We start from the raw sequence: 24,791 nt of genomic DNA on the forward strand, positions 1-24,791 counted from the left end.
ATCATGGATCCGCTTTCAGCAGCAATGAAAATCGCCGGTTCGGGACTCGAGGCGCAGTCGACGCGTCTGCGCATCGTCTCGGAGAACATCGCCAACGCTCGCTCGACCGGCGACACGCCCGGCGCTGACCCCTATCGCCGCAAGACGATCACCTTCGGCCAGCAGATGGATCGCACCAGCGGCGTTGAGACGGTCAACGTCAAGAAGGTCGGTGTCGACGAAGGCGACTTCAGCACGGAATTCGACCCCAGCAATCCGGCTGCGGACCAGAAGGGCGTCGTCAAGCTGCCGAACGTCAACATCCTCGTCGAGATGGCCGACATGCGCGAAGCCAACCGCTCCTATGACGCCAATCTGCAGACGATCAAGCAGACCCGCGATCTCATCTCCTCCACGATCGATCTCCTGAAGAGCCAATAATAATGATCAGCAGCGTCCAGAATGTCAGCAACCTTTCGATGACCCGCGCGCTTGGCGCCGTCGACACCGAAAATTCCGCCTCGTCGTCTGCCGCCGCCACCATGCCGGGCACCGCCGGTGCGGCTAATGGCGTGAGCTTCGCTTCCGTCATGGGCAACATGGCGAGCGATGCGGTCAGCAGCCTGAAGGGTGCGGAAAGCATGTCCTTTGCCGGGATCAAGGGCACGGCGACGACGCGTGAAGTCGTCGATTCCATGCTCCAGGCCGAGCAGACGCTGCAGACCGCGATTGCCATCCGCGACAAGGTCGTCTCGGCCTTTCTCGAAGTCACCAAGATGCAGATGTAACTGATTTGAGGACGAACACATGAGAGCGCTCGCCATCGCAGCAACGGGCATGGATGCCCAGCAGACCAATCTGGAAGTCATCGCGAACAACATCGCAAACATCAACACGACAGGTTTCAAGCGCGCCCGCGCCGAATTCTCCGATCTTCTCTACCAGACCGAACGCGCCAAGGGTGTCGCCAACCGCGCCAATCAGGCCGTCGTTCCGGAAGGCGCCAATATCGGCCTCGGCGTCCAGACCTCGGCAGTGCGCAACCTGCATCTCCAGGGCGAACTGACCCAGACCGGCAACGATCTCGACGTGGCGCTGATCGGCAAGGGCTTCTTCCAGATCCAGTCGACCGACGGCACGACGCTTTATACCCGCGCCGGCGCCTTCAACAAGAACGACCAGGGCCAGCTCGTCACCATTGACGGCTACGAGGTTCTTCCCGGCATCACCATTCCGACAGGCTCCACCGAGCTGACCATCAGCCGCTCGGGCGAAGTCTCGGCGAAGCTGCCGGGTGCGACGGATGCGACCGTGCTCGGTCAGCTGACGCTTGCCGACTTCGTCAACGAGGCGGGCCTCCAGCCGCTTGGCGACAATCTCTTCCAGGAAACGGCCGCCTCCGGCGAAGCCGTCATCGGCAATCCCGATGAGGAAGGTTTCGCTTACATGAAGCAGGGTTATCTGGAATCGTCGAACGTCGATCCGGTGAAGGAAATCACCGAGCTGATCTCGGCCCAGCGGGCTTACGAAATGAATTCCAAGGTGATCACCACCGCTGATGAAATGGCCTCCATCGTCAGCAAGAACCTGAAGTAAAGGGAAGGGCCGAAACATGATGTTTTGCCGGGCAGGACACATCTCAGGATGGGTGGCGGCAGCCACGATCGCAGTCGCGGGCATCTTCTTGCCCGCGGACGTGGATGCCGGCATGGGTTATGCCGTTGTCCCGACAACGATCATCTACCCCGGCGACATATTGTCGGCCAGCCAGCTGCAGGAGGTCGAGGTTACCAACCCCAACCTTGCCGGCGACTATGCCAAATCCGTTTCACAGGTCGAAGGCATGGTCTCCAAGCGCACGCTGTTGCCGGGCCGGACGATATCGGTTTCGGCCCTGCGCGAAGCCTATACGGTGACGCGCGGCTCTTCGATCCGCCTGGTCTTTACGCTCGGCGCGATGACCATCTCGGCTGCCGGCACACCGCTCGAAGACGGTTCGACCGGGCAGGTCGTGCGCGCACGCAATATGGATTCCGGCGTCATCGTCAGCGGCACGGTGCTTGCGGACGGCACGGTCCATGTGAGGGCAAAATGAAATTGTTCTTCCGTTTCTTAACCCTTGTCGCGGTTGTCGCCATGAGTTTGGCCGATGTCGCGCCCGCCTGGGCGCTGACCTCCCGCATCAAGGACATCGCCTCGCTTCAGGCCGGCCGCGATAACCAGCTGATCGGCTACGGCCTGATCGTCGGCCTGCAGGGAACCGGCGACGGCTTCCGTTCCTCGCCCTTTACCGAGCAGTCGATGCGGGCGATGCTGCAGAATCTCGGCATCTCGACCCAGGGCAGCCAGTCCAGCGCCAAGAACACCGCGGCGGTGATGGTCACCGCCAACCTGCCGCCCTTTGCAAGTCCCGGCAGCCGTATCGACGTCACGGTGAGCTCGCTCGGCGACGCCACCTCGCTGCGTGGCGGCACGCTCGTCATGACATCGCTGTCCGGCGCCGACGGCCAGATCTACGCCGTCGCGCAGGGTGCCGCCATCGTTTCCGGCTTTCAGGCGCAGGGCGAGGCGGCGACCGTGACCGAAGGCGTCACCACTGCCGGCCGCGTGCCCGGCGGCGCCATCATCGAACGCGAACTGCCGTCCCGCTTCAAGGATTCGGTCAATCTCGTCCTGCAGCTGCGCAACCCCGACTTCTCGACGGCGATCCGTATTGCCGACATCGTCAACGGTTATGCCTCGGCGCGGTTCGGCGGCCCGGTCGCCGAAGCCAAGGATTCGCAGGAAGTGGTGATCCAGAAGCCGCGCACGGCCGATCTCACCCGGCTGATGGCCGACATCGAAAATCTCATCGTCGAAACCGACACGCCGGCCAAGGTTGTTATCAACGAGCGCACGGGCACGATCGTCATCGGCTCGGACGTCCGTGTCTCGCCGGTCGCCGTCAGCTACGGCACGCTGACGGTTCAGGTCACAGAGACGCCTCAGATCATCCAGCCCGAACCCTTCTCGCGCGGCCAGACCGCCGTCCAGCCGCAGACCGATATCACGGCCGAGCAGACCGGCGGACGCGTCGCCATCATCGATGGGCCCGACCTCAGGACCCTCGTCGCCGGTCTTAACAATATCGGCGTGAAACCGGATGGCATCATCGCCATTCTCCAGGGCATCAAGTCGGCAGGCGCCCTGCAGGCGGAGCTTGTGCTGCAATGATAAAGATCATCAACCCTGACATGACGGTCCTGCAACTGCTGCGCCGGCTGGCGCTGCCGGCCGCGGGCCTCGTCCTTCTGTCGATCCCCGGCGCATTCGCACAGGAACATGCGCCCGCTGGCGACATCACCTCCCAGGACGAGATCAAGCAGTTCTGCACCAACATCGCCGATCCCGCCCGCGACCAGCGTTACCTCTTGCAGAAGCAGGAACTGGAAAAGCTTCGCGCCGACATCGATGCCCGCATGGCGGAGATGGACAAGCGCAAGGCCGAATACCAGGACTGGCTGAAGCGGCGCGACGATTTTCTGAAGCAGGCGGAAGCCGGACTCACCGAAATCTACAAGAAGATGAAGCCTGATGCGGCCGCACTCCAGTTGCAGGACATGAAGATTGAGGTCGCCTCCGCCGTGATCATGCGGCTCGGTCCGCGTCAGTCGAGCCTCATCCTCAACGAGATGGACCCGCAAAAGGCCGCGGTTATCGCCAGCGTCATCGCCAGTGCGTCCGATCCCAATACCTCGAAGGATCCTTCATGAATATGCGTTTCCCGGCCGCGATCGCCGCCCTCGCGCTCCTTGCAGGCTGCCAGTCTCCGACGGCGGTTAGCGAGATCGGCCGTGCGCCCGCCATGAGCCCGATCGGCAGCGGCCTTGCCTACGGCCAGACGCCGCAGATGGCGCTTTATCCGAAGCAGCCGCGCGCCGTGGCGCAGGGCTATTCGCTGTGGAGCGATTCGCAGGCCGCCCTGTTCAAGGATGCGCGCGCGCTCAACGTCGGCGACATCCTGACCGTCGACATCCAGATCAACGACAAGGCCTCCTTCGACAACGAGACCAACCGCAGTCGCACGAATTCGAGCGGGATGAACTGGGACGTCAACGCCCAGATCTTCGGTTGGACCCCCGAGTCCAAGACGGACCTTACCTATGGCTCCGACACCAGCACTGACGGCAAGGGCAAGATCGAGCGCACCGACAAGATCACCCTGCTTGTCGCTGCCGTCGTCACCGGCATTCTCGAAAACGGCAACCTCGTGATATCGGGCTCGCAGGAAGTCCGTCTGAACCAGGAACTGCGCATCCTGAACGTCGCCGGTATCGTTCGTCCGCAGGACGTCAATTCCGACAACCAGATCTCCTACGACAAGATCGCCGAAGCCCGCATCTCCTACGGTGGCCGCGGCCGCCTGATGGAAGTGCAGCAGCCTCCGCGCGGCCAGCAGGCCGTCGATCTTTTCTCGCCGCTTTGAGGCTGAACGACGATGGCAGAGCCAGACGCAAGCGCAGGTCAAGCGAAGAAGAAATCCGGCGCGCTGATGACGATCATCGGCATCGCCGTCCTGACCCTGCTCGGCGCCGGCGGCGGCTGGGCGGTCGGCACGATTGTCGCGCCCAACGTCAAGGGCGCCAAGGAGGCCGAGCAGGCCAAGGAAGCCGAGGCCAAGAAGAAGGCCGAGGAAGGTCTGGCGCGGATTTCGACCGAGGCCAACAACATCGTTCAGCTCGAGCCGATCACGTCGAACCTTGCCTACCCCTCGGAAAACTGGGTGCGACTCGAAGTCGCGCTGCTGTTCAACGGGCCGCCGGATGTCAAGGTTTCCGAGGATATTCATCAGGATATCCTCGCCTATATCAGAACCGTTTCCCTCCAGCAGATCGAGGGGCCGCGGGGCTTTCAATATCTCAAGGATGACATACAGGAACGTGTTGACCTTCGCTCGCAAGGGCGGGTATCGAAGGTCATGTTCAGGACATTTGTCATCGAATGATTCGTCTCATAGTTTTCCTTGCCGCCATGATGGCGGTACCGGAACTGGCGGTGGCACAGCAGCTGCCGACTGACTTATTGAACGTGCCGGTCGATGGCTCGGTTGCCGCCTGGATCATCCGCACTTTCGGCCTGCTGACCATTCTTTCGGTCGCGCCGGGCATCCTGATCATGGTGACGAGCTTTCCGCGCTTCATCATCGCCTTCTCGATCCTGCGTTCAGGCATGGGTCTCTCCTCGACGCCCTCCAATATGATCCTCCTGTCGCTGTCGCTGTTCATGACCTTCTACGTCATGTCGCCGACCTTCGATCAGGCCTGGCAGAACGGCGTGCAGCCGCTGCTTGCCAATCAGATCAACGAGACCGAGGCGGTCCAGCGTATCGCCGAACCCTTCCGCACCTTCATGGCGGCCAATACCCGCGACAAGGATCTGGCGCTCTTCGTCGATCTGGCGCGCGAACGCGGGCAGAATATCCAGACGACCGATCCGATCGACTACCGCGTGCTGATCCCGGCCTTCATGATTTCCGAGATTCGCCGTGGCTTCGAGATCGGCTTCCTCGTCGTGCTGCCGTTCCTCGTCATCGACCTGATCGTCGCCACCATCACCATGGCGATGGGCATGATGATGCTGCCGCCGACCTCGATCTCGCTGCCGTTCAAGATTCTCTTCTTCGTACTGATCGACGGCTGGAACCTGCTCGTCGGCAGCCTGGTGCGCTCGTTCAGCTGAGCGGCTGCCGCTAAAACGTGCTGCGCAAAGCGCGCAGCGGTGCTGCGATCACAACATGCGTAAAAGCCAGGACCGGAGTGCGGGAGCGAATCTGAAAGATTGCGACGCGGCTTTAGCCTTCACCAATGAAAAACCCGCCGGAGCGATCGCCCCGGCGGGTTTTTCGTGGCGGTTGAAAAGCCTCACTCGGCCGCGAATGGCCCCGTGCGCGGCGGCAGCGCCGGAATGTCCATGTGATCGGGTGCAAGACCCTGCTTGGCACGCTCGGCCATGATTTCATAGGCCTGCTCAAGATGGTTGCAGAACCGTTCGGCATCGAAGAGCGGCGCAATGTAACGCTTTTCCTTGAGATGCGCCTTGTATGCGGCGATCCGTCCGGGATTCTGAGCCAGCTCGACGGCCATATCCTCATAGGCCTGCAGGTCGTCTGCGACGAGGTCGGGCAGGTCGATGGCCCTGAGCAGGCTCTCGCTGACGCGTGAGGCGAAGTTGGTGCCCTTGACGGTCAGAACCGGCAGGCCGCCCCAGAGCTGCTCCGAGGTGGTCGTGTGGCCGTTGACGGGGAAGGTATCGATGCCGATGTCGGCCGCCTGCTGACGGTCGATGTGTTCTTCGTAGGGTGCGCGCGGGCAGAAGATGATCCGCTTGGCGGAGATCCCCGCCGCCTGGAATTGCTTCAAGAGGTTGGCCTGGTTGCGCGGCGTGTTCGCCATCAGCCAGAGCACGCTGTTCGGCGCACGCTTGAGAATGCGGCACCAGCTGTTGATCGTCTCCGGCGTAATCTTGCGGTTACCGTTGAAGGACGCAAAGATGAAGGCGTCTTCCGGCAGGCCAAGCTGCTCGCGGGTGACAGGGCGCGGCTTCGGGCGATGCATCGGGTCGTTCGGCTGATAGCTTTCCGGCAGCCGGCAGAATTTCTCATGGTAGAAGGGCTTGGCCACCTCGGGCAGCACCGAATGGTCGCCGATGACGTAGTCGAGGTCGATATTGACCGTGCTGCCGGGGAAGCCGAGCCAACCGACATGAACCGGTGCGAGCGGCAGGTTGAAGGCCGGCGCGCGGCTGCCCGAAGTATGGCCCTTCAGGTCGACCATGATGTCGATATTGTGCTCGCGCACCACTTCCAGCACCGCCTGATCGGAGAAGCCGTGAATGGTGACGACCCGGCCCCAGCGGCTGCGGTCGGTCGTGTTGTGCTTGAGGTACTCCGGGCCTGTATGGCAGAAGAGCGTCACCTCGAACCGGTCCTTGTCGTGCAGTTCGAGGATGCGCTGCAAGAGCTTCATCGTCGCATGGCGATCCCAGAAGTCCGATGACATGTAGCCGATCCGGATCTTGTCCGACCAGCTGTGCGGCTGGCTGCGACGGAAGGCCACCCGTTCCGGATTGAGGGGGGTGGTGCCGATCGTCGCATACCGGTTGAAGTCCTCATTGCCGCACCAGTGCAGATGATAGAACGGGTTGTCCTTGCGCAGGATCTCGATATCGCCCTTTGCAAGGGCCGCGTCGATTACTGCCTGATGCTTGCTCGCCTCTTCGAACTCGTTGAATTCGCGGGCGAAAACAAGGTGAAGGAAGCGGAATGCCAGATTGCCGGGAAAACGCTTGAAGATATTGCGCGCCAGGTTCTGGTTGGTTGCGTCGTTCAGATCGTCGCTCAGCAGCAGCGCCGCCAGGCGCATATGCTCGGGATTGGAGCTTTGCGACAGCACCGTCTTGAACGGGCGGATGATATCCCGCTGCTGGCGCTTCAGATAGATCGCTGTGATGATGAAGGCGAGCTCCGGGTCTTCCTGCGCCTTGGCGAGGTTTCGCATGGCGATCAGCAGAGCATCGTCCTCGTTGCCGGTCTCGTAATGCAGCTTGGCAGCCTGTTTCTGGTATTCGTAGGAATTCGGTCCTTCGCAGTTGCCGGCCAGGCCATAGGCTTTCGCGGCATCGGCCTTGAAGCCGAGCTGCACGAGGTTCTTGGCCAGCAGCGCATAGGTCTTGGCGTCCTGCTGGATATCCATCAGCTGGTTGAGCGTTGCCAAGGACTGTGTGTAGCGGCCCATCTGGTAATCCTTGGATGCCGCAGAGAACGAAACTTTGCTGTTCAAAACCCAACTCCGTGAAGGAAATGTTCTGGCGTCGATCGCCGCGGCACGGACGGGCCGTCCTCCGCAAAACGAGCGGATCGGTCCGATGGTGCTATCCCGGCGCCTGCCACATTGGCATTCGAAGCTTGCTTGAAACCGGTGCGCTTGGCGAACCTCTGTTTTCGCGGGGAAATGCCGACTTTTGCCCAGGGAAAACGCTTGGTTTTCAAGAGAATTAGAATGCAAAGGAATATATTCAGCAAGCATTAACTATGGCCCGCGAGGAGCCGGCCTGGAGCCTGTATTTTTAAGGAGTTGGCAAGCATTGGCTGCGAGATTGCCCTGGACATGACGGGTTTGGGCCAAACAAAAAAGGCGCCGAGTAGCATGAAGCTGGTCCGTCATCGCCGGTACTATAGTCCGGTATGTCCTCCTTTTTGTATCTAGTTTTCCAGGGGACAGACTTATGACAAGCATTAACACGAATACTTCCGCGCAGGCCGCTCTCCAGACGCTGCGTAACGTTAACCAGAACCTCAACAACACGCAGAACCACGTTTCGTCTGGTTACCGCGTTGAAAAGGCTTCGGATAACGCTGCTTACTGGTCGATCGCAACGACCATGCGTTCTGACAACAAGGCCCTCTCGGCTGTCTCCGACGCTCTCGGCGTAGGCGCTGCAAAGGTCGACACCGCTTACACCGCCATGGACAGCGCCATTGACGTCGTCGGCGAGATCAAGGCGAAGCTCGTTGCTGCGACTGAAAATGGTGTCGACAAGGCCAAGGTCCAGGAAGAAATCAGCCAGCTGCAGCAGCAGCTCCTGAGCGTCGCGCAGTCGGCTTCCTTCAACGGCGAAAACTGGGTTGCCGGCGCCTCCGGCACCAAGAGCGTTGTTTCTTCGTTCGTCCGCGACGGCTCCAACGCCGTTTCGATCACGACGACCGACTACGTTCTCGACAGCGGCTCTGCGGGCAACGTTCTGTTCGGCATGAGCGGCGGCTCGGTCGAAACCTCCACGGGTATCCTCGGTACTTCGACCGGTGCGACTGGTTCGATCTACGCAATGGACATCACCAACTTCACCGCCGGCCAGATCCAGTCGGCTCTGACCAACGTTGAATCGGCTCTGAAGGCCATGACCAGCGCTGGCGCTGCTCTCGGCTCGCTCTCCAGCCGCATCGACGCCCAGGACAACTTCGTGTCCGCTCTGAGCGACTCGATCGACTCCGGTGTCGGCCGTCTGGTCGACGCCAACATGGAAGAAGAATCCTCCAGGCTCAGCGCGCTCCAGACCCAGCAGCAGCTGGCAATCCAGTCGCTGTCGATCGCGAACTCCTCTTCGCAGAACATCCTGTCGCTCTTCCGCTAAGACCGGTCGGCACAAGATTTCCAAGTTTCGCGGCCGGGTCATCCCCGGCCGCGAAATGTTTTAATATAAGGTTAATGAAAATCCTTCTAAGTCTCAGATATTTTTAAGATATTTCCAATTCGAATTCAGCTTTCCTTAACCATCTTGCTGTTTTCTAGGCCCATCGAAACGGCGAGTTAACCTTAACAAGAATGGTTAACAGGCATGATGCTGATCGCTGTGGGCCGGCCCAAAATCCGGAATGTCCCTTCTTAAAATCTGCCAACAAGGGGCAAGCAAACTATGACGAGCATCAACACCAATAACGCTGCAATGGCAGCCCTCCAGACTCTCCGTGGCATCAACCAGGGTCTCCAGGAAACCCAGGCTCACGTTTCGTCCGGCTATCGCGTCGGCAAGGCTTCCGACAACGCTGCTTACTGGTCGATCGCAACGACCATGCGTTCTGACAACAAGGCCCTCTCGGCTGTTTCCGACGCTCTCGGCCTCGGCGCTGCAAAGGTCGACACCGCTTACTCCGCCATGGACAGCGCCATCGATGTCGTCGGCGACATCAAGGCGAAGCTCGTTGCCGCCACTGAAAACGGCGTCGACAAGGCCAAGGTCCAGGAAGAAATCAGCCAGCTGCAGCAGCAGCTCCTGAGCGTCGCGCAGTCGGCTTCCTTCTCCGGCGAAAACTGGGTTGCCGGCGCCGACGGCACCAAGAACGTTGTTGCCTCCTTCGTCCGTGACGGCTCCAACGCCGTTTCGGTCGTGATGACCGACTACGTTCTCGACAGCGGCTCCATGGGCAACGTTCTGTTCGGCATGAGCGGCGGTTCGGTCGAAACCTCCACGGGTATCCTCGGCACTTCGAATGGTGCGACCGGTTCTGTCTACGCAATGGACATCACCAACTTCACCCTCGGCGAAATCCAGTCGGCTCTGACCAACGTTGAATCGGCTCTGAAGGCCATGACCAGCGCCGGCGCTCAGCTCGGCTCGATCTCCAAGCGCATCGAACTGCAGGAAAACTTCGTGTCCGCTCTCAGCGACTCGATCGACTCCGGTGTCGGCCGTCTCGTCGATGCCAACATGGAAGAAGAATCCTCCAAGCTCAGCGCACTGCAGACCCAGCAGCAGCTGGCCGTCCAGTCGCTGTCGATTGCGAACTCCTCTTCGCAGACCATCCTCACGCTGTTCCGCGGCTAATAACCCTCGGAAACATCAGCCCGCCGGTCTCCGGCGGGCACTGGTATCGAGCCGCGCTTCGATGGAGCGCGGCTTTTTTAATGTCTGTTAACGATCCATTAACCATAATGCTGTTTTCTGCGTCCAACGAGACGGTGAGTTAACCAAATTTAAGAACCGGTTAACAGGCATGAAGCTGATCCCCGTTCCCGGTGGCCTTCCGGAATGTCCCTTTTTTCTTTTTGCCGACGAGGGGCAATCATTTCATGACCAGCATTTTGACGAACGTCGCGGCGATGGCCGCTCTCCAGACACTCCGCGGCATCAACGACAACCTTGAGGACACGCAGAACCGCGTATCATCGGGTTACCGCGTCGAAAAGGCTGCTGACAACGCCGCCTACTGGTCGATCGCAACGACCATGCGTTCGGATAACAAGGCCCTCTCGGCTGTTTCCGACGCTCTCGGCCTCGGCGCCGCCAAGGTCGACACCGCTTACTCCGCCATGGACAGTGCCATCGACGTCATCACCGAAATCAAGGCGAAGATCGTCGCTGCAACCGAAAAGGGTGTCGACAAGGCTAAAGTTCAGGAAGAAATCAGCCAGCTGCAGCAACAGCTCCTAAGCATCGCGCAGTCGGCTTCCTTCTCCGGTGAAAACTGGGTTGCCGGCGCTGACGGCACCAAGAGCGTCGTTTCCACTTTCGTCCGCGATGGCAACGGCAATGTCTCGGTCAAGACGACGGACTATATTCTGGACACGAGCTCCGCGGGCAACGTTCTCTTCGGCATGGACTCGACCGGCGCGATCGAGACCAGCTCCGGCATTATCGGCACATCATCCGGTACGATCGGCTCGATCTACTCGATGGACATCACCAACTTCGATTCGCCTGAGATCTCCATGGCCCTGACGTCGATCGAGGCAGGCCTCGAGGCGATGACCAAGGCTGCATCGCAGCTCGGCTCCATTTCCACTCGCATCGAGCTGCAGGAAGGCTTCGTCAGCGCGCTCAGCGATTCGATCGACTCCGGTGTCGGCCGCCTCGTCGACGCCAATATGGAAGAAGAATCCTCCAAGCTCAGCGCCCTGCAAACCCAGCAGCAGCTGGCCATCCAGTCGCTGTCGATCGCCAACTCCAGCGCTCAGAACATCCTCACGCTGTTCCGCAGCTAAGTCAGGCGCTGAAGCTGGACCGAATCTTGCGCCATCGTCTGGCAGCACGCACAAAGCCTCCCGGACCGCGCCCGAAATGGCGCGGTTCTTTCTTTTATATCAATGTCTTGATCGAAATTTCGGTCGACGCGCCAGGCTCGGTGCCGCACTCTTGCCCAACAGGTTGATATCGAGTTAACTACGCCTTGAGTTGATTTGCTTTTGCGACACGCCGGTAGAAACCCTGCCGGAGGCATGATGCCACTTCAGTCGCCGCCGGCAATCCGGCCTGCCCTTTCACCTTATTCCGAGACCTGTCGATGACCGTTAAGATTACCAGCGCGGCCGCGGTGAATGCGCTTTCGGTGCTGCGCAGCATCAACAAAGAAGCCAGCCAGACCCAGCAGCAAGTGTCCTCGGGATATCGTATCGAGACGGCCGCCGACGATGCGTCCTATTGGTCGGTCGCAACCGTCATGCGTTCGGACAGCACCAATCTCGGAACGGTCGGAGATGCGCTCGGTCTTGGCGCTGCCAAGGTGGATGCGACCTATACGGCGATGAACTCGGCGATCGATCTCATGAGCCAGATCCGCGCCAAGCTGGTTTCGGCAAGAGAACCTGGTGTCGATAAGGACAAGATCAACGCCGAGATCAGCGAATACAAAGAGCAGTTGCAGACGGTCGTCGAATCGACGTCGTTTGCGGGGGAAAATTGGCTGCTGAACGGCGACACTGCTGCACCGCCGACATGGTCGGTCATCTCGGGTTTCGTGCGCGCTTCGACCGGCGAATATCAGGCCCAGACCATCGACTTCCCATCGTCGCAGACCATCCTCATCGACAAGAACAGTGCGAGCGGCGGCCTGCTGACCAAGGCGGTCGATGCCAACGCGATCAATAACTCCGGCACGACGTCGCGGAATTATTATCTGCTGGATGCCGGCTCGACCACGCCGGCGACGGGTACGGAAATTGCGATCGACGGCAACACGACCGATGCGCAGCTCACCGACATGCTTGACGTGACCGAGGCGCTGCTCTCCTCGCTGACGACCACGGCGGCATCCATCGGCGTGATGAAGACACGCATCGACGATCAGATAGACTATACCGTCGATCTGTCCGATTCGATCGACAAGAGCGTCGGTGCGCTCGTCGATACCGACATGGACGAGGCTTCGATCCGGCAGAAGGCAATCGAAACCCAGAAGCAGATGGCCGTCGAAGCGATCTCGATCCTCAATACGGCCGCAAGCAAGATTCTGATTCTGCTGGAATAGGGAATGGGCGCGATCACGGGTGGCGACCGCGCCATTCATCCTCGCGCAAGTTTGACTTCCTAGTTTCCGGCATGAAGGCATCGTCCGAATCCGTGCCGGCGCAAGGTCAGGCCCTTGCCCGTTTCGAAGGGAGATGTCGGCGCGCAAGGACATTTTGAGCGGGAGCGGGCATGTTGCATGCCTCCCGGATGCTGGATGGTTTTTATGAGCATTTCGCTTTCCCGGTATTTGAAGGATTTCGGCGAACCGGAACCGTCACCGCCGGTCCTCGACATGGACGATTTCGGCGGCGACATGTTCCCCGAAACACCGAGCGAACCGGTGATCGACGTCGAGGCGGAGCGCCGCGAAGCCTATGCGGAAGGTCATGCCGCGGCCACCGCGGAACTGACCGAGAAACACGCGCTGGAGGCGCGGACGCTGGCTGAGGTCCATGCGCGTCAACTCGAGGAGCTGAAGCTTCGCTACGAAGTCGAGGCGGCAGCAGTCATTGCATCCCGCATCCGCGATATTGCCGAAGAACTCGCTCAGCTGGTCAGCGCCGGCGCCGCCGCCGCCATCGCGCCAGTGATGACGGAAGCGCTTGCCGCCGAAGCTGCCGAAAACCTCGCCACCCTGCTGCGCGACGCGATCCTTGAAGGCGCCGCTGGAACGATCGTCGTCAGGGGACCGACCCGGCTTTTCGACATATTGAAGGCCGAGCTCGGCGAACATGCCGAGGCGGTTCGCCATTTTGAGACCGACGATATCGATCTTGCCGTCGAAATCGGTGATTCCGTCATCGTCACCCGTATGTCCGCCTGGGCGGCCAGCTTGAAGAAAGTTCTCGAATGAGCGAAGGCGAAAACCACCACCACGGCAAAAACGAGATCATCATCGTCAAGAGACATGGCGGCGGCGATCACGATGGCGCCCATGGCGGTGCGTGGAAAATTGCCTATGCCGACTTCATGACGGCGATGATGGCGTTCTTCCTGGTCATGTGGCTGGTCAATGCCGCCAACGAGGAGACCAAGGCGTCGGTCGCGACCTATTTCAATCCGATCAAGCTCTCCGACGAAAAGCCGACCGAGAAGGGTCTGAAGAAGCCTGTCGATAACGCCGAAGGCGAGGAGAAGCAGGAGAAGTCGAAGCAGAAGGAAGAAGATCCGAACGACGGCAAGGCCGCGGCGGATGGTGACGACCAGACATCGACATCAGGCGACCAAACCAATTATTCCGAGGCCGATTTCTTCGAAAATCCCTATTCGGTTCTCGCCGAGATCGCCCAGGAAGTCGGCCAGCAGGCCAATGTCAGCGCCAAGGGCGACGGCGGCGCCGCCGATTCCGGTCCGGCCACCGGCGCCGATGGCGGCGAGGCCTATCGTGATCCTTTCGATCCGGATTTCTGGACGAAGCAGGTCGAGGTCACGACGGCCGGCAAGTCGGCGCCTCCCGGCAAGAGCGACCAGCAGGCGGTCGAGAGCGGGACGACCGAGATCGCCAAGCTCGAAGACACCAAGCCGATACCGCTGACCACCGATCAGAAGGGTGCCCCGGAAACCAAGGAAACGAAGGAAGCCAAGGAAACGAAGGGCGCGGTCGAAGCCAAGGACGGCAAGGCGCCGGCCGGCAAGTCTGCCAACGACAAGAAGGCGGAAGCTCAGAAAGACGCCGAACATCAGAAGGATGCGGATAAGAGCGCTGATGAGGCCGTGCAGCAGCAGAAGGAAGCAGAGCAGCTGCAGGAGCAGATCGCCCAGCAGATCGGCGGCGTTGCCGGCAAGCTCGCCGAAGGCCTGACCGTGACGGCGTCCGAAGGCGGGTTGCTGGTCAGCATCTCCGACCAGAGCGACGATTCGATGTTCAATATCGGTTCTGCTGTTCCGCGCCAGGAGATGGTGCTCGCCATGGAAAAGATCGGCGCGATCCTGAAGGAGAGGGGTGGCGCGGTCGCCATCCGCGGCCACACGGACGGGCGCCAGTATAAGGGCACCCAGAACGAGAACTGGCGGCTTTCGATGGACCGCGCCCAGAGCGCCTACTACATGCTCGTGCGCGGTGGGCTCGACGAGAAACGTATCTCCCAGGTCTCCGGCTTCGCCGACCGTCGGCTGAAGTTGCCGACCGACCCGTTCAACGCGACCAACCGCCGGATCGAGATCCTGGTGCAGGCGGATAAGGGATAGTCGGATGGCGCGTCGGCAGCATCGCTATATCGGATGTGTGGCCCTCGGCCTGGCGATGCTTTCGCCGGCCGCAGGCAAGGCGCAGGATCCGGACGATCTTGCGCCGTACAAGATGCTGCGATCGTTGCAGTTCGTGCAGGACTCCGTCGTCACCGGCGATCATTCGGCCGGCGAGATGCAGCGCTTCATGCTGGGGACGATCGACGAGCGGCTGCGCACCGTCGATACTTCGGTCTTCGATGACGACCGCAATGTCGATGCAGCGCTGATCTATGCGATGAGCGGCGGCAATCCCCAGACGCTCGAATATCTGATCGCCCACGACGTCAACGGCTATTTCGACAATCGCGTCACCGATGTGCTGCGCAAATATCTGAGCGGCAAAGGGCTACTCGTCGCCAAGACGCTGGAGGAGACGGCCCGGGAATATCGCGACAAGAAGATCGGCCCCTATCTTGCGCTGATCGGCGGCAACGTGCTGATCGCGACGAAACCGGCAGACGCGCTGGATCTCTACGACCAGGCGCGTCTTGCAGCACCCGGGACGATCGTCGAGGAGGCGGCGTTGCGCCGCTCGGTCGCCATCTGCGTCGACAAGGGGATGCTCGATAAGGGAATGGCCTATTCGCAGCGTTATGTCAGACGCTTTCTGCATTCGCCCTATGCCAGCCAGTTCGCCGATCTTTTCGTCACGCTCGTCGTCAGTCACGATCACGACGTGAAGCCGCAGGATGTCGTCGACATCCTGTCTTTCATGGATGCGCCGCGCCAGCGTGAGGTCTATCTGCGCATCGCCCGTGCTGCGGCGATATCAGGTAAGCCGGAGCTGACGCATATGGCGGTCGAACGGGTGCAGTCGCTTGGCGCCGACACCGACAATGCCTTCGGGCCGCTTGCGAATTTCTATGGCGGCATGGCCGGCCTTCCCACAGAGGATGTCGACCGGGCGGCAAAGAATGTCCGCGGCATCGACGGCAACACGCTTTCGCCGCGGGACCAGGCGCTACAGGAGGCGGCGCGATCGGTCGCCGACCAGATCCTGCGCGCTCCCGATCCGGCAAGCTTGAGGCAAGCATCCACTCCTAACACTGATCATCAAGAAATCACTTCTGAAAAGGCTGCGGCGATAGCGACGCAACCGGAAGCGCCAGGCGCGCTTCCCGAGCCTGTTCCGGGAGGTGTGGCATCGACTGGCCAGAGCCAGGATACCGACCCCTCATTCAACGCATTTGTGACGACCAATCGATCCAAGCTCGACGAGATCGACGGTCTTCTGGCGCAGGAAGGCAATTAATTATGATGGATATCAGCGTCTCGGGCGGAGCCTCCGGTGCGGAGTCGGCTGCGGTTGCGAAATCCGCGCGGCCGGCCGGAAAAGATGATGCCGCCGGCCAGAAGAACGGCTTCTTCGACGTGCTTGCCAAGGCAGGCAGCAATGCCGTCAATGACGACACCGACGATGCGCAACCGGATCAAGGGACGGCTGCCGATGGCGCCGCGGAGAAAGTGGCGCGGACGATCCGCGGCCGCAGCAGCGCAAAGCCGTTGGTCGATCTCAGTGACGCCGCGCTGAAGGCGCAGGCGGAGGTGTCGCCGGAAACGATCGCCAATGTCGAAAAGGTTGCGGCAAAGCCCGCAAAGGCCGGGGTCAAAATGCCGGCCGATCTCGCCTTCGGCACGCTCGATCCGAAAGACAGTCCCGCAGACGAGGTGGTGCAGACGGCCAAGAGCGGCAAGCACGCCAAGGCCGACGCATTGGAAACCGATACGGACCAGGACAGCGACGAGGATGACGGCGGCATTTCCGACGTCCTCGGCTTGCTGAAGCAGGAACCTGCCGATGGCGCCGTCGCTTTGCCGGCGGCGACAGCCGCCCACCATCTGTCCGCCAAGGCCGGTGAGGCCGGACCGGCCGACAAGAAACTCGATGGGGTCGACGCCAAGGCGGGCGGCCATGCATCCGATGCTCTGGCGGCCGTCAGCACCAACGTCGAGAGCGGCAAGGCGGATGACGTGAAGCTTCCCGGAACGGAGAGTGCCGAAGCGACAGATGGCAGGACATTCAGGATCAGCCGTGCCGATGGCCGCGGCGTATCGATGGATGTCCACATCGGCACTGATCAGGCCGGGGCGAAGGATGGCGCAAAGAAGGCCGATGTCGAAAATGTTTCGGTACTCGAATCGCGCCGCTATATCGGCCTGATGCAGAATTCGAATTCCGCCGCCGTGACCGCTGCTCTCTCCGGCGATTCCGAATGGGCGCGCGCCATGGAACCGAGCTCGGCGCTCTCCAACGCGGCGGAATGGACGAGCACCGGCAAGGTGGTCAATACGCTGAAGATCCAGATGAACCCGCTCGATCTCGGCCTGGTGACGGCGACCATGCGCCTTTCCGGCGACGCCCTGAACGTCGACCTCAAGGTCGAAACGGGGGCGGCCTATCGTCAGATGAAGGAAGATCACGGCAAGATTCTCGAAGCTCTGCGCAGCCAGGGCTACGCCGTCGACAACGTCACCATCAGCATGGCGCCGGTCGAGCGTGCCGATACCGGCAACCAGGCGGGCAGCCAGGCCTCCCAGCAGCAGTCGCTCCCCCAGCAGGGGCAGGGTGGCGAGGCGCGCGAGCGTCACAATCAGACGGCACGGACGGATGGAGGCTTCAATGGCGCAGGCGAGACTGATATTGAAGACGCTCGTACTGGCGGCAGCAGCGGCACTGGCGGCGTTTACCTCTGAGGCATCAGCCTCCACCGGCGCCTGCGAACGCGAGATCCAGTCGGCCGCTGCCAAATATGGTATCCCCGAAGGCATCCTCTATTCAGTCGGTCTGACGGAGACCGGCCGCAAGGGCTCGCTCTATCCCTATGCCATGAACGTCGAAGGCAAGGCGATCTTTCCGCCCTCGGAACAGGATGCGATGCGGCAATTCGACGTCGCCCGCAGCAGCGGCGCGAAGCTCATCGACATCGGCTGCATGCAGATCAACCACTATTATCACGGTGAAAATTTCGGCTCCGCCGAGGATATGTTCGACCCACACCGCAACGTAGAGTACGCGGCAAAATTCCTCCGCAACCTTCATGATCGGCACGAGACATGGACGATGGCGGTAGCCAGATACCATGCCGGACCCAACAACGATCCGGCGCAGAAGCAATATGTCTGTCGCGTCATCGCCAATCTGGTTGCCACAGGCTACGGCAAGTGGACTCCCAATGCGAGTAACTTTTGCCGAAATTAATGCAACCAAAAATGGAAGAGGCATATTGTGACGAAACTGTGTCACAATATGGCGGGAATCCGGCACGAAACCCGTGTGCAAGCCATAATTAACCGGGCGTTAACTTTTCCACGAAATTTTGGTGTGCATATTCAATCATACCCACTAGATATAGATCAAATCGGACCCAAGATCTTAATCAATTATTAATTTCTGCCATTAACTTTAACGAGTTGTCGCCGATTCGTGCGATTCGTACCCATAGATCATCGAAGTGCCACACTGATTCGGAGGCGGACGAATGATCGTAGTGGTTGATGAGCGTGAGCTCGTGAAAGATGGATACACATCTCTGTTCGGCCGTGAGGGCATTCCCTCCACCGGCTTTGATCCAACGGAGTTCGGCGAGTGGGTACAGACCGCTGCCGATTCCGATATAGCGGCAGTCGAGGCTTTCCTGATCGGGCAGGGCCAGCGCAACCACGAACTGCCCCGGGCGATCCGGGATCGGTCGATGGCGCCGGTGATTGCGGTCAGCGACCAGCCCTCGCTCGAAAACACCCTTGCGCTTTTCGATTGCGGCGTCGACGACGTGGTGCGCAAACCGGTGCATCCCCGCGAAATCCTCGCAAGAGCGGCTGCGATCCGGCGCCGGCTGAAGGCGATCGCCAACTACACCGAGATCGGTGGGATCCGCGTCTTCTCGGATGGCCGCGACCCCGAGATCAACGGCGAGGTCTTTGCGCTTCCCCGGCGCGAGCGCCGTATCCTCGAATATTTGATCGCCAATCGCGGTCGCCGGGTCACCAAGACCCAGATCTTCAACGCCATCTACGGCATCTTCGATGAAGAGGTCGAGGAGAACGTCGTCGAAAGTCACATCTCGAAGCTGCGCAAGAAGCTGCGCAAGAAGCTCGGCGTCGATCCGGTCGATTCCAAGCGTTTCCTTGGCTACTGCATCGATTGGGCCTGATTTTGCCGGCCGGGTGGCGGCGCCCGGCTGAACCTCGATATTCGGCCTCGCCGCGCGCATGACAGACAGCTTCACGCAAGGCCCGACAAATACTCTCGAGTTTAACAGGTAAAACGAGGTTTTCAGATGAGCATTTTCGGCAGCATGAAGACGGCAGTATCGGGGATGAACGCGCAGGCGAACCGCCTCAGCACCGTCTCCGACAACATCGCCAACGTTAACACCACCGGCTACAAGGCTGTGTCGACAAGCTTCTCGTCGCTGGTTCTGCCCTCCTCGAACGGCAATTACAATTCCGGCGGCGTTCAGACCTCCGTGCGCCAGGCCGTCTCCGACCAGGGCGATATTTCCTACACCACCTCCAGCACCGACCTTGCGATCTCGGGCGACGGCTTCTTCATCGTCCAGGGTGCGGACGGCACGCCGGTCCTGACCCGCGCCGGCGATTTCACCAAGGACGACGAAGGCAACCTCGTCAATTCAGCCGGCTTCCAGCTGATGGGCTATTCGTATGACTCCGGCGCCCCTGCCGTCGTCGTCAACGGTTTCGACGGCCTCGTTCCCGTCAACGTCACCCAGAATGGCCTGACCGCCATCGCCTCGACCTCAGGTGTCTTCACAGGCAACCTCAATTCCAACTCCACTGTTGTTACGGCTAATCTCCCGAGCGATAACGGTACTAGCGGCACCACAACGACCGACACCAAAAAGGTCTCGATGGTCGCCTATGACCGTCTTGGCAACAAGGTGATGTACGACTTCTACTTCACCAAGACCGCGCAATCGGCAACGCCGACGACACCTCCCGCGACCGCCAGCACTTGGGAAGTTGCGATTTTCCGCAATGCCGATGCGGCGACGGGTGGCACGACCTCCTTCCCGTATACCACGACAGGCGGCACCGTCGGCCTGGGAACACTCGAGTTCGACGCCGACGGCGCCTTGGTTACGGGTGGCGCCGTCACTATTAGTGATCCGGTGACCGGCCAGGACATCGACATGGATTTCTCCGGCCTCACTCAGCTCGGCGCCGCCTTTTCCGGCACCGGCACGCCGAACGGCCAGGCCGCCAGCCCAGTCAAGGACGTCACCATCGACGGCGACGGCATTGTTTACGCCAAGTATGAAGACGGCAGCACCAAGCCGCTCTATCGCATCCCGCTGGCCAACGTCGCAAGCCCGGACAAGCTGACGCTGATGAGCGGCAACGTCTACAGCGCCAACGGCCAGTCGGGCGTCACCGTCACCGGCTTCCCGCAGACCAACGGCCTCGGCACGATCAAGTCAGGCGCTCTCGAAGGTTCGAACGTCGACCTCGCCGGCGAGCTGACCGAAATGATCGAAGCGCAACGCAGCTATACCGCCAATTCCAAGGTGTTCCAGACGGGGTCCGACATCATGGACGTCCTCGTCAACCTCAAGAGATAATCAGGGTAACGGCTAAGCCATGTCGCTCACGTCAGCACTTAATACCGCGCAGAGCATATTCAACAATACCGGCACGCAGAGCAGTGTCGTATCGAACAATATCTCGAATGCGGGCAACAAAGATTACGTGCGCCGGCAGGCGATGCTTACCACGTCCTTGAACGGCGCCCAGGTCGTCAAGATAGACCGGGCGCAGGAAGATGCCTTGCTGCGCCAGTATCTGAAGACATCCTCTCAGGACAGCGCCCAGCAGGCCTTGCTCGGAGGTCTCGAGGACCTCAAGTCGATCATGGGTGGCAACGACTACGAAACGTCGCCATCCACCTATCTCGGTGTTTTCCAGCAAAAGCTTCAGGCCTTCCGCACGACGCCGGGCAGCACGGTCGCCGCCCAGGGCGCCATCACCGCTGCACAGGATGTGGCCAACTCGCTGAACAACGCCTCGCAATCCGTTCAGGATGTCCGCGCCAGCGCCGATAAGCAGATCGCCACCGACGTTGAAACGCTGAATACGCTGCTGAGCCAGTTCGAAGAGGCCAATAATGCGGTAAAGACCGCCACGGCCTCGGGTGCGGATGCCTCCGGCGCCCTCGATGAGCGCGAGAAGGCGCTCAAGCAGATTTCGAAGATCGTCGGCGTCAGCGCGACGACGCGCGACAACAACGACATGGTGCTGAGCACGCCCGACGGGACGATCCTCTTCGAGACGGTTCCGCGCACCGTGACCTTCAAGTCTCAGGATATCTATACCGCCTCCACCGTCGGCAATTCCGTCTATATCGACGGTGTTGCGCTGCCGCTCGGCAGCGGATCGACCACGACGGGGATGGGAAGCCTTCAGTCGCTCCTGCAGGTCCGTGACGATATCGCCCCCAACTTCCAGAAGCAGCTCGACGAAATCGCCCGCGGTCTGGTCTCGATCTTCAAGGAAGATAACTCGTCAGGCACCCCGGCCTACGTGCCCGGCCTTTTTACCTGGAGCGGCGGCACGGTCGATACTGGCGGCACCGCCGTCGCCGGCATGGCGTCGACCATCACCGTCAGCAGCCGTGTGATCACCTCGCAGGGCGGAGACCCGATGCGCCTGCGCGATGGCGGCATCAACGCCACCGGCGTCGTGGTGAACACTACAGGCGAAAGCGGCTATACAGACGAACTTGATCGCCTCTATACGGCGTTGGGCTCCGATATGGATTTCGACCCGGCAACGGGAACGACTGTCGGCTTCGACGCCACGACGGGCATCGATTCGAACGTCAGCATCATGGAATACGCCACGAATTCCCTCGGCTGGCTCGAGCAGTATCGCAGCAACGCCACGACGGCGGCGGAAAATACCTCGGCGGCGCTTTCACGCTCCGACGAAGCCTATTCCAACGAGACGGGCGTCAACCTCGACGAGGAGCTGACGCTGCTCCTCGACATAGAGCAGTCCTACAAGGCGGCGACGAAGATCCTGAACGCCGTTGACGAAATGTTGAAGTCATTGCTGGATATTGCGAGTTAAGCCATGAAGAGCTCATTTATTTCAAGTTCAGCCATTCAGAACGCGATGCGCCTGACGATCCGTCAGGGGCAGAACCAGATGACCAAGGCAACGATGGAAGCGACGACGGGTGTCTATGCGGATATCGGTGTCTCTCTCGGCGGCAACGCCGCCAGGAGCGTGGACTTCACCCGCGAGACCGACAGGATAGCCTCGATCAAATCAAGCAATTCGCTTGTCGCCGCGCGCATGGAATCCTCGCAGCTCGGCCTTTCCAAGATGAAGGACGTCGGCGACGGCCTGGTTTCGAAGCTGACGGCACTCCAGGGCAGCCACGATCCCGGCAGCATCACCGTCGCCATCCAGTCGGCGACCAGTGCGCTCTCCACGATGATGGACACCGCCAACACCATGGTGAACGGCGAATATCTGTTCTCCGGCATCAATACCGATGTGCAGCCGCTGACCGATATGACCGCAACGACGAGCGCCGCCATCGTCACGGAACTGAACACTTATGCGACCGGCCTCGGCAAGGCGGTCAGCGATTTGACCGGCGCTGAAATGGAGACCTTCATAACGTCGACGGTCGAGCCGATGTTCAGCGAAGCGAACTGGACCGATGCGACGACCGGCTGGTCGCAAGCGTCGAGCCAGAACATGACGAGCCGTATCAGCAACTCGGAAGTGATCGAATCCTCGACCAACGCCAATTCCGAAGGCATGCGCTACTTCGCGCTCGCCTCGGTGATGACCTCGGCGCTTCTCGACCAGGGCCTCAGCAGCGATGCAATGAGCACGGTGTCCAAGCAGGCGATCAGCTATACGACGAAGGCGACCAGCGGCCTCGTGACCCAGGCAAGCCAGCTCGGTCTTTCCCAGGAGCGCGTCAAGAAATCCAACGACGCCCTCGACGCCCAGTCGAACATCATCAAGAACAAGCTCGTCGATCTGCAGGGTGTCGATCCCTACGAGGCCTCGACGCTCGTCAAGACTTTGGAAACGCAGCTTGAAACCGCTTACACGATCGTCTCGAAGATCCAGCAGTTGAGTCTCGTAAACTACCTTTGATGATCAAAGGCGCGCAAAGAAGGATGCATGAATGTATCAGTTCTCATATGCCGAAGTCATGCAGGACTCGGTGGCCGACGCGAAAGAGCGGGAATGGCAGGTTCTTGACCGGTCCATAGATCTGCTTTCGCAGGCGCGCGAAAAGGAAAAATACGGCCGGGAAGCCATTGAAGCCCTGTTTTATACGCGCCGGGTGTGGATCAGCTTCATCGAAGATCTGAAACATCCCGACAACCAGCTGGAGATCGAGCTCAGGGCCAACCTCATCTCGATTGCGATCTGGATATTGAAGGAATGCGACAGGATCAGAAAACGTCAGTCTAATAACTACCAGGGCATCATCGACGTTACCACCATCATCAGGGATGGACTTAAATGAAAAGTACACTTCGCATTTCTCTGAAAGCCGGAGAAAGAATCTTCATCAACGGCGCCGTCCTGCGCGTCGACCGCAAGGTCGCGCTGGAATTCCTGAATGATGTGACGTTCCTTCTCGAAAACCACGTCCTGCAGCCGGAAGGCGCCACCACGCCCCTGCGTCAGCTCTATTTCATCGCGCAGATGATCCTCATCAATCCCGAGGGCAAGGACCACTCGACGGCGATGTTCCGCAAGTCGATCACCATGCTGCTCACCTGCTTCAAGAACGAGGAAATCCTCGCCGAACTGAAGCGCATCGACGCGCTCGTGTCGACCGGCCGCGCCTTCGATGCATTGAAGGCGATCCGCGGCCTCTACGCGATCGAAGACAGCATCCTCAACAATCACGAAATGCCGCCAACGATGGTCGAGCAGATTCGCAGGGAGATTGCACCATGGCGGTAGATGCAACAACAAGCGCGACCTCAACGACCTCGACGACCTCCTCGACGAGTTCGAGCTCGAAGTCGGCGACACTGAACTACGACAACTTCCTGCAGCTGCTCATCGCGCAGATGAAGAACCAGGATCCGACCGATCCGATGGATGCCAGCGAGCAGGTGGCGCAGCTGGCAACCTTCTCGCAGGTCGAGCAGACCATCCAGACCAACACCAAGTTGGACACGCTTCTGGCAAGCTCGAGCCTCACCCAGGCCAGCAGCTACGTCGGCAAATACATGGAAAGCGCCGACGGCACCGTCAAAGGCATCATCGATTCCGTCAAGGTTTATTCCGATGGTATCATTGCGACGACCAAAGATGGCGATAAGATACTCGTGCAGACGGGAATCACTGTTGCCGACGAGGCGCCGAGCAGCAGCTCCTGATGCGAACGGCGCCAACGCGCCTGTTTGACGCCAACCAAGCGCGGTCCGGCCAAGGCGGGGCCGCTTCAAGGCGATATGAGGTTGCCTTCGGATGAATGAAGCTGATGCATTGGATCTGTTCCAGGCCGCGATCTGGACCGTGCTGATTGCCGCCGGTCCCGCGGTCATCGCCGCGATGGTGGTGGGTCTCGTGATCGCCCTGATCCAGGCGCTGACCCAGGTGCAGGAAGCGACGCTGACCTTCGTGCCGAAGATCGTCGCGGTGCTGATCACGGTCGGCGTCACCGCGCCTTTCGTCGGCTCGCAGATCTCGATTTTCACCAATCTGGTCTTCTCGCGCATCCAGTCTGGTTTCTGAGCCACCTTCGCGCAAGCTTCGCCATTTAAGTCTCGATTCGAATTGGGCGGCCTCATATCCGCCTCCTCTCATGAAGAGACGGA

At 60.2% G+C, this 24,791-nt stretch carries 27 protein-coding genes; 26 read left to right on the top strand and 1 reads right to left on the bottom strand.

What is annotated here, in order from left to right; genetic code table 11:
- Window positions 1–3: 3 nt before the first annotated feature.
- Genes flgC through fliP form a run of 9 tightly spaced genes read left to right on the top strand, consistent with a single transcriptional unit; the run spans window position 4 to window position 5,697 of the window.
- Window positions 4–420: a flagellar basal body rod protein FlgC gene (gene flgC, locus FHX10_RS21345; protein WP_028755550.1), complete on the top strand. Its 417-nt coding sequence runs from the start codon at window positions 4–6 to the stop codon at window positions 418–420.
- A gap of 2 nt (window positions 421–422) precedes the next feature.
- A complete protein-coding gene (locus FHX10_RS21350) occupies window positions 423–767 on the top strand; it encodes a flagellar hook-basal body complex protein FliE (RefSeq protein WP_028755549.1) in 345 nt (114 codons plus the stop codon).
- Window positions 768–786: 19 nt separating this feature from the next.
- A complete protein-coding gene (flgG, locus tag FHX10_RS21355) occupies window positions 787–1,575 on the top strand; it encodes a flagellar basal-body rod protein FlgG (RefSeq protein WP_028755548.1) in 789 nt (262 codons plus the stop codon).
- A gap of 16 nt (window positions 1,576–1,591) precedes the next feature.
- Window positions 1,592–2,074, top strand: a complete 483-nt coding sequence (gene flgA, locus FHX10_RS21360) for a flagellar basal body P-ring formation chaperone FlgA (RefSeq protein WP_028755547.1) — start codon at window positions 1,592–1,594, stop codon at window positions 2,072–2,074.
- The gene (locus FHX10_RS21365) at window positions 2,071–3,192 is read left to right on the top strand and encodes a flagellar basal body P-ring protein FlgI (protein ID WP_028755546.1); all 1,122 of its coding nucleotides are present in this window, start codon (window positions 2,071–2,073) and stop codon (window positions 3,190–3,192) included. The genes flgA and FHX10_RS21365 overlap by 4 nt, the downstream gene beginning before the upstream one ends.
- A complete protein-coding gene (locus tag FHX10_RS21370) occupies window positions 3,189–3,731 on the top strand; it encodes a MotE family protein (RefSeq protein WP_028755545.1) in 543 nt (180 codons plus the stop codon). The genes FHX10_RS21365 and FHX10_RS21370 overlap by 4 nt, the downstream gene beginning before the upstream one ends.
- Window positions 3,728–4,444: a flagellar basal body L-ring protein FlgH gene (gene flgH, locus FHX10_RS21375; protein WP_028755544.1), complete on the top strand. Its 717-nt coding sequence runs from the start codon at window positions 3,728–3,730 to the stop codon at window positions 4,442–4,444. The genes FHX10_RS21370 and flgH overlap by 4 nt, the downstream gene beginning before the upstream one ends.
- Before the next feature lie 12 nt (window positions 4,445–4,456).
- Window positions 4,457–4,963: a flagellar basal body-associated FliL family protein gene (locus FHX10_RS21380; RefSeq protein WP_028755543.1), complete on the top strand. Its 507-nt coding sequence runs from the start codon at window positions 4,457–4,459 to the stop codon at window positions 4,961–4,963.
- A complete protein-coding gene (gene fliP / locus FHX10_RS21385; protein WP_003556541.1) occupies window positions 4,960–5,697 on the top strand; it encodes a flagellar type III secretion system pore protein FliP in 738 nt (245 codons plus the stop codon). Before FHX10_RS21380 ends, fliP begins: the two co-directional genes overlap by 4 nt.
- 182 nt (window positions 5,698–5,879) lie before the next feature.
- Here the strand turns inward: fliP and FHX10_RS21390 are convergent, their stop codons facing one another.
- Window positions 5,880–7,796, bottom strand: a complete 1,917-nt coding sequence (locus FHX10_RS21390; RefSeq protein WP_028756334.1) for a glycosyl transferase — start codon at window positions 7,794–7,796, stop codon at window positions 5,880–5,882.
- 445 nt (window positions 7,797–8,241) lie between these two features.
- Here FHX10_RS21390 and FHX10_RS21395 point away from each other — a divergent pair, with 445 nt between their 5' ends.
- From FHX10_RS21395 to fliQ, 17 genes are all read left to right on the top strand, one after another.
- The gene (locus tag FHX10_RS21395; protein ID WP_029868420.1) at window positions 8,242–9,147 is read left to right on the top strand and encodes a flagellin; all 906 of its coding nucleotides are present in this window, start codon (window positions 8,242–8,244) and stop codon (window positions 9,145–9,147) included.
- Window positions 9,148–9,429: 282 nt separating this feature from the next.
- Window positions 9,430–10,338 (top strand): flagellin, encoded by a 909-nt coding sequence (locus FHX10_RS21400; RefSeq protein ID WP_029868419.1) that lies wholly within the window; start codon window positions 9,430–9,432, stop codon window positions 10,336–10,338.
- Between the two features lie 245 nt (window positions 10,339–10,583).
- The gene (locus FHX10_RS21405; protein WP_047613597.1) at window positions 10,584–11,495 is read left to right on the top strand and encodes a flagellin; all 912 of its coding nucleotides are present in this window, start codon (window positions 10,584–10,586) and stop codon (window positions 11,493–11,495) included.
- A 299-nt stretch (window positions 11,496–11,794) separates the two neighbouring features.
- The gene (locus FHX10_RS21410) at window positions 11,795–12,757 is read left to right on the top strand and encodes a flagellin (RefSeq protein WP_184390170.1); all 963 of its coding nucleotides are present in this window, start codon (window positions 11,795–11,797) and stop codon (window positions 12,755–12,757) included.
- A 204-nt stretch (window positions 12,758–12,961) separates the two neighbouring features.
- Window positions 12,962–13,591: a hypothetical protein gene (locus tag FHX10_RS21415; protein WP_047613600.1), complete on the top strand. Its 630-nt coding sequence runs from the start codon at window positions 12,962–12,964 to the stop codon at window positions 13,589–13,591.
- Complete coding sequence (locus FHX10_RS21420) at window positions 13,588–14,925, top strand: MotB family protein (RefSeq protein WP_184390172.1); 1,338 nt, start codon at window positions 13,588–13,590, stop codon at window positions 14,923–14,925. Before FHX10_RS21415 ends, FHX10_RS21420 begins: the two co-directional genes overlap by 4 nt.
- A 4-nt stretch (window positions 14,926–14,929) precedes the next feature.
- Window positions 14,930–16,219 (top strand): chemotaxis protein MotC, encoded by a 1,290-nt coding sequence (gene motC / locus FHX10_RS21425; protein ID WP_029868226.1) that lies wholly within the window; start codon window positions 14,930–14,932, stop codon window positions 16,217–16,219.
- Window positions 16,220–16,221: 2 nt separating this feature from the next.
- On the top strand, window positions 16,222–17,661 hold the full coding sequence (locus tag FHX10_RS21430) for a flagellar hook-length control protein FliK (RefSeq protein ID WP_184390175.1): 1,440 nt from the start codon (window positions 16,222–16,224) through the stop codon (window positions 17,659–17,661).
- The gene (locus tag FHX10_RS21435) at window positions 17,609–18,166 is read left to right on the top strand and encodes a lytic transglycosylase domain-containing protein (RefSeq protein WP_029868224.1); all 558 of its coding nucleotides are present in this window, start codon (window positions 17,609–17,611) and stop codon (window positions 18,164–18,166) included. The genes FHX10_RS21430 and FHX10_RS21435 overlap by 53 nt, the downstream gene beginning before the upstream one ends.
- Window positions 18,167–18,446: 280 nt before the next feature.
- On the top strand, window positions 18,447–19,118 hold the full coding sequence (gene rem / locus FHX10_RS21440) for a transcriptional activator Rem (protein ID WP_029868223.1): 672 nt from the start codon (window positions 18,447–18,449) through the stop codon (window positions 19,116–19,118).
- Between the two features lie 126 nt (window positions 19,119–19,244).
- On the top strand, window positions 19,245–20,546 hold the full coding sequence (locus FHX10_RS21445) for a flagellar hook protein FlgE (protein ID WP_029868222.1): 1,302 nt from the start codon (window positions 19,245–19,247) through the stop codon (window positions 20,544–20,546).
- Window positions 20,547–20,565: 19 nt separating this feature from the next.
- Window positions 20,566–22,053, top strand: coding sequence for a flagellar hook-associated protein FlgK (gene flgK, locus FHX10_RS21450; RefSeq protein ID WP_063476336.1), 1,488 nt, complete (start codon window positions 20,566–20,568; stop codon window positions 22,051–22,053).
- A gap of 3 nt (window positions 22,054–22,056) precedes the next feature.
- Window positions 22,057–23,103 carry a flagellar hook-associated family protein gene (locus tag FHX10_RS21455; protein ID WP_029868220.1) on the top strand — a complete coding sequence of 349 codons (1,047 nt, stop codon included), beginning with the start codon at window positions 22,057–22,059 and terminating at the stop codon, window positions 23,101–23,103.
- Between the two features lie 31 nt (window positions 23,104–23,134).
- Window positions 23,135–23,482 (top strand): flagellar biosynthesis regulator FlaF, encoded by a 348-nt coding sequence (gene flaF / locus FHX10_RS21460; RefSeq protein WP_029868219.1) that lies wholly within the window; start codon window positions 23,135–23,137, stop codon window positions 23,480–23,482.
- Window positions 23,479–23,928, top strand: a complete 450-nt coding sequence (gene flbT / locus FHX10_RS21465; RefSeq protein WP_029868218.1) for a flagellar biosynthesis repressor FlbT — start codon at window positions 23,479–23,481, stop codon at window positions 23,926–23,928. The genes flaF and flbT overlap by 4 nt, the downstream gene beginning before the upstream one ends.
- Window positions 23,919–24,350 carry a flagellar hook assembly protein FlgD gene (gene flgD / locus FHX10_RS21470; RefSeq protein WP_029868217.1) on the top strand — a complete coding sequence of 144 codons (432 nt, stop codon included), beginning with the start codon at window positions 23,919–23,921 and terminating at the stop codon, window positions 24,348–24,350. Before flbT ends, flgD begins: the two co-directional genes overlap by 10 nt.
- Window positions 24,351–24,441: 91 nt before the next feature.
- A complete protein-coding gene (fliQ, locus tag FHX10_RS21475) occupies window positions 24,442–24,708 on the top strand; it encodes a flagellar biosynthesis protein FliQ (protein ID WP_009992823.1) in 267 nt (88 codons plus the stop codon).
- Window positions 24,709–24,791: the final 83 nt, after the last annotated feature.

Origin of the sequence: Rhizobium sp. BK591, from assembly GCF_014195045.1 — a bacterium.
Lineage (GTDB): Bacteria > Pseudomonadota > Alphaproteobacteria > Rhizobiales > Rhizobiaceae > Rhizobium > Rhizobium anhuiense.

What these genes read in the sequence shown, in the direction of transcription:
- FHX10_RS21420 (WP_184390172.1), top strand. Translation starts at nt 13,588, where the DNA reads ATGAGCGAAGGCGAAAACCACCACCACGGCAAAAACGAGATCATCATC.
- FHX10_RS21400 (WP_029868419.1), top strand. Translation starts at nt 9,430, where the DNA reads ATGACGAGCATCAACACCAATAACGCTGCAATGGCAGCCCTCCAGACT.
- flgD (WP_029868217.1), top strand. Translation starts at nt 23,919, where the DNA reads ATGGCGGTAGATGCAACAACAAGCGCGACCTCAACGACCTCGACGACC.
- flgG (WP_028755548.1), top strand. Translation starts at nt 787, where the DNA reads ATGAGAGCGCTCGCCATCGCAGCAACGGGCATGGATGCCCAGCAGACC.
- flgC (WP_028755550.1), top strand. Translation starts at nt 4, where the DNA reads ATGGATCCGCTTTCAGCAGCAATGAAAATCGCCGGTTCGGGACTCGAG.
- FHX10_RS21445 (WP_029868222.1), top strand. Translation starts at nt 19,245, where the DNA reads ATGAGCATTTTCGGCAGCATGAAGACGGCAGTATCGGGGATGAACGCG.
- FHX10_RS21365 (WP_028755546.1), top strand. Translation starts at nt 2,071, where the DNA reads ATGAAATTGTTCTTCCGTTTCTTAACCCTTGTCGCGGTTGTCGCCATG.
- FHX10_RS21380 (WP_028755543.1), top strand. Translation starts at nt 4,457, where the DNA reads ATGGCAGAGCCAGACGCAAGCGCAGGTCAAGCGAAGAAGAAATCCGGC.
- flgH (WP_028755544.1), top strand. Translation starts at nt 3,728, where the DNA reads ATGAATATGCGTTTCCCGGCCGCGATCGCCGCCCTCGCGCTCCTTGCA.
- FHX10_RS21430 (WP_184390175.1), top strand. Translation starts at nt 16,222, where the DNA reads ATGATGGATATCAGCGTCTCGGGCGGAGCCTCCGGTGCGGAGTCGGCT.
- motC (WP_029868226.1), top strand. Translation starts at nt 14,930, where the DNA reads ATGGCGCGTCGGCAGCATCGCTATATCGGATGTGTGGCCCTCGGCCTG.
- FHX10_RS21455 (WP_029868220.1), top strand. Translation starts at nt 22,057, where the DNA reads ATGAAGAGCTCATTTATTTCAAGTTCAGCCATTCAGAACGCGATGCGC.
- FHX10_RS21415 (WP_047613600.1), top strand. Translation starts at nt 12,962, where the DNA reads ATGAGCATTTCGCTTTCCCGGTATTTGAAGGATTTCGGCGAACCGGAA.
- FHX10_RS21395 (WP_029868420.1), top strand. Translation starts at nt 8,242, where the DNA reads ATGACAAGCATTAACACGAATACTTCCGCGCAGGCCGCTCTCCAGACG.
- FHX10_RS21350 (WP_028755549.1), top strand. Translation starts at nt 423, where the DNA reads ATGATCAGCAGCGTCCAGAATGTCAGCAACCTTTCGATGACCCGCGCG.
- flbT (WP_029868218.1), top strand. Translation starts at nt 23,479, where the DNA reads ATGAAAAGTACACTTCGCATTTCTCTGAAAGCCGGAGAAAGAATCTTC.
- flgA (WP_028755547.1), top strand. Translation starts at nt 1,592, where the DNA reads ATGATGTTTTGCCGGGCAGGACACATCTCAGGATGGGTGGCGGCAGCC.
- fliQ (WP_009992823.1), top strand. Translation starts at nt 24,442, where the DNA reads ATGAATGAAGCTGATGCATTGGATCTGTTCCAGGCCGCGATCTGGACC.
- fliP (WP_003556541.1), top strand. Translation starts at nt 4,960, where the DNA reads ATGATTCGTCTCATAGTTTTCCTTGCCGCCATGATGGCGGTACCGGAA.
- rem (WP_029868223.1), top strand. Translation starts at nt 18,447, where the DNA reads ATGATCGTAGTGGTTGATGAGCGTGAGCTCGTGAAAGATGGATACACA.
- FHX10_RS21405 (WP_047613597.1), top strand. Translation starts at nt 10,584, where the DNA reads ATGACCAGCATTTTGACGAACGTCGCGGCGATGGCCGCTCTCCAGACA.
- flgK (WP_063476336.1), top strand. Translation starts at nt 20,566, where the DNA reads ATGTCGCTCACGTCAGCACTTAATACCGCGCAGAGCATATTCAACAAT.
- flaF (WP_029868219.1), top strand. Translation starts at nt 23,135, where the DNA reads ATGTATCAGTTCTCATATGCCGAAGTCATGCAGGACTCGGTGGCCGAC.
- FHX10_RS21410 (WP_184390170.1), top strand. Translation starts at nt 11,795, where the DNA reads ATGACCGTTAAGATTACCAGCGCGGCCGCGGTGAATGCGCTTTCGGTG.
- FHX10_RS21370 (WP_028755545.1), top strand. Translation starts at nt 3,189, where the DNA reads ATGATAAAGATCATCAACCCTGACATGACGGTCCTGCAACTGCTGCGC.